1 protein-coding gene and 2 pseudogenes are annotated in these 1,948 nt (G+C 69.2%); 2 read left to right on the plus strand and 1 reads right to left on the minus strand.

What is annotated here, in order from left to right; translation table 11 throughout:
* Together ABZ749_RS34600 and ABZ749_RS34605 are read left to right on the plus strand one after the other, a co-directional pair.
* Positions 1 to 1,252: alpha-amylase family glycosyl hydrolase (locus ABZ749_RS34600; RefSeq protein ID WP_357235498.1), on the plus strand; the 1,252-nt coding region annotated here is incomplete at its 5' end.
* 1 nt (position 1,253) lies between these two features.
* Positions 1,254 to 1,853: pseudogene (locus tag ABZ749_RS34605) on the plus strand (alpha-amylase family glycosyl hydrolase); the annotation flags it as partial.
* A 42-nt stretch (positions 1,854 to 1,895) separates the two neighbouring features.
* On the opposite strand, the pseudogene ABZ749_RS34610 reads toward ABZ749_RS34605, so the two are convergent.
* A pseudogene (locus ABZ749_RS34610) lies at positions 1,896 to 1,943 on the minus strand (hypothetical protein); the annotation flags it as partial.
* Between the last annotated feature and the right edge of the window lie 5 nt (positions 1,944 to 1,948).

Genomic DNA, 1,948 nt, shown 5'->3' on the forward strand with positions numbered 1-1,948 from the left:
GGACGCGCCGAGCTACTACCGGCTCAGCGAGGAGGACCGGCGCTACTTCGTCGACTACACCGGCACCGGCAACAGCCTCAACGTGCGCAGCCCGCACTCCCTGCAACTGATCATGGATTCGCTGCGCTACTGGGTGACCGAGATGCACGTCGACGGCTTCCGGTTCGACCTTGCCGCCACCCTGGCCCGCGAGTTCTACGAGGTGGACCGGCTCTCCACCTTCTTCGAGGTGGTGCAGCAGGACCCGGTGGTCAGCCAGGTGAAGCTGATCGCCGAACCGTGGGACGTCGGCCCCGGCGGCTACCAGGTGGGCAACTTCCCGCCACTGTGGACGGAGTGGAACGGCAAGTACCGCGACACCGTCCGGGATTTCTGGCGCGGTGAGCCGGCCACCCTCGCCGAGTTCGCGTCCCGCATCTCCGGCTCCGCCGACCTCTACCAGGACGACGGCCGCCGACCGTTCCACAGCATCAACTTCGTCACCGTGCACGACGGGTTCACCCTCAACGACCTGGTGTCGTACAACGACAAGCACAACGAGGCCAACGGCGAGGACAACCGGGACGGCGAGAGCCACAACCGCTCCTGGAACTGCGGGGTCGAGGGCGACACCGACGACGAGGCGGTCCTCGCCCTGCGGGCCAAGCAGCGGCGCAACTTCCTGGCCACACTGATGCTGTCGCAGGGCGTGCCGATGATCGGCCACGGCGACGAGCTGGGCCGCACCCAACACGGCAACAACAACGTCTACTGCCAGGACAGCGAGCTGGCCTGGGTCGACTGGGACAACGTCGACGAGCAGTTGCTGGAGTTCGTGCAGACGCTCACCGCGTTCCGCAAACGTCACCAGGTGTTCCGGCGTCGCCGCTTCTTCACCGGCCTGCCGGTGAACGGGCGCGGCATCGACGAGCCGCTGCCCGACCTGGCCTGGCACACCCCGGACGGGCGGGAGATGACCGGCGAGGACTGGGGCAACGACTTCGGCCGTTCGGTGGCGCTCTTCGTCAACGGTGAGGGCATCCGCGAGCGCGGCCAGTACGGCCAGAAACACCACGACGCGTCGTTCCTGCTGTGCTTCAACGCCCACGACGCGCCACTGGACTTCACCATGCCCGGCAGTGAGTACGGCCAGAAGTGGGAACGGGTGATCAGCACCGCCGAACCCGAGCCGGACGACGCCACGGTGATCAGCGCGGGCGGCACCATCCGGGTGCCGGACCGGTCCCTCGTCGTGCTGGAGAGGATGATCTGACATGCCGGCCACCCCTCCCAAGGCCACCTACCGGATCCAGGTTCGCCCCGGCTTCGACCTCGACGCCACCGCCTCGATCGTCGACTACCTGGATGACCTCGGCGTCAGCCACCTCTACAGCGCCCCGCTGCTGACCGCGACCCCCGGTTCGCAGCACGGCTACGACGTGGTCGACCACCGGGCGGTCAGCCCGGAGCTGGGCGGGGAGGCCGCCCGGCAGCGGCTGCTGGCCGCCCTGCGTGACAGAGGGCTCGGCCTGGTCGTCGACATCGTGCCCAACCACGCCGGGGTCGCCGTCCCGGCCGCCAACCCGGCCTGGTGGGACGTGCTGCGCCGGGGGCGCGACTCGTCGTACGCCGACTGGTTCGACATCGACTGGGACCGGGGCCGGCTGCTGCTGCCGGTGCTCGCCGACGACCCGGCCGCCCTGGACGACCTCAAGCTTGTCGACGGGGAGCTGCGCTACCACGAACACCGCTTCCCGGTCGCCGACGGCACCGGCGACGGCACCGCCCGGGAGGTCCACGACCGGCAGCACTACGAGCTGATCTCCTGGCGGCGCGGTGACGCCGAGCTGACGTACCGCCGGTTCTTCGCCATCGCGCGACTCCAGATCCGCCCAGGTCAGCTTCTTGCTCGGGTCGTAGTCGGGCGTGGTGACGTAGAGCCGGAAGGTGCCCCGGTGCTCGATGGTGG

It is taken from the genome of Micromonospora sp. NPDC047753, from assembly GCF_040642735.1.
GTDB lineage: Bacteria > Actinomycetota > Actinomycetes > Mycobacteriales > Micromonosporaceae > Micromonospora.